Raw genomic sequence first — 1,067 nt, 5'->3', positions numbered from 1 at the left:
AGGGTGTAGGGAAAATCCGCGGCAGTGAAGTACTTCTTGATTTCCGCGCGGAGCACCTCGCAGATGTCGCCCAGAATCGGATTGCCCGAGGCGTCATGCTGGTTGTCCACGCGGCACAGATCCTGTCCGGCACCCTCGGCCACGACAATGACCGCGTGCCGCCGCTGTTCCAGGCGGTCCTTGAGGCGGAGGAGCAGACCGTTTGGGCCGTGGAGTTCAAAGGGCGCTTCCGGAACCAGGACAAAGTTGACCTCTTTCAAGGCAAGGCTTGCCTGGGCTGCGATGAACCCAGATTCCCGGCCCATGAGCTTGACCATGCCGATGCCGCCGGGCGCGCCCAGGGCTTCGATGTGGGCGCAGCGGATGGCCTCGGTCGCCTTTTCCACGGCCGTGTCGAAGCCAAAGGACCGGGTCACGAAATTGATGTCGTTGTCGATGGTCTTGGGGATACCGACCACGGCGATCTTGAGTCCGCGCCGGGTCACTTCCTGGGTGACGCTGTTGGCCGCCTTCATGGTGCCGTCGCCGCCGATCATGAACAGAATGGAGATGTTCATGCGTTCCAGGGCGTCCACGATTTCCTCGGGGGACTGCGGCCCGCGCGAGGAGGACAGGATGGTTCCGCCGAATTCGTGGATGTTGCCGACGCTCTCCGGGGTCAGATCCCAGATTTCGTGCTTGTACTTGGGGATAAAACCCTGGAGGCCGTAGCGGATGCCGATGGTGCCGGCGACATTGTAGTTGTGATGCGCTTCCATGACGATGGCCCGGATGACATCATTGATGCCGGGACACAGGCCGCCGCAGGTGACGATGGCGCATTTGGTCTTGGGTGGGTCGAAATATATTTTCTGGCGCGGTCCGGCTTCCTCGAAGTCGCAGACAACGTTCTGGCCATGCGCTTCCTCGACAAGTTCATTGGACACGAAAAGGGACATCTTGGTGGCGTCGTCGATGTAGTGGCAGTAGGGCAGGGGGTTGTCGACCTTGCAGGGGCCGAGGGTGGAAATGGATGTATCAAATAACCGAGACGAGTCCATGAAGCCTCCTTGGATGGGATAGGGCGG

Annotated in this window: 1 protein-coding gene; it reads right to left on the bottom strand. The window is 60.5% G+C overall.

What is annotated here, in order from left to right:
- Positions 1 to 1,040, bottom strand: a 1,040-nt coding sequence (locus EOL86_15525; protein NCD26980.1) for an ATP-dependent 6-phosphofructokinase, incomplete at its 3' end; no start/stop codon positions are given.
- Positions 1,041 to 1,067 lie beyond the last annotated feature (27 nt).

The sequence above is a fragment of the Deltaproteobacteria bacterium genome, from assembly GCA_009930495.1.
Classification (GTDB): domain Bacteria; phylum Desulfobacterota; class Desulfovibrionia; order Desulfovibrionales; family Desulfomicrobiaceae; genus Desulfomicrobium.
Note: the sequence above shows the minus strand (reverse complement) of the source record. Positions and strands in the feature narration are given on the sequence as shown.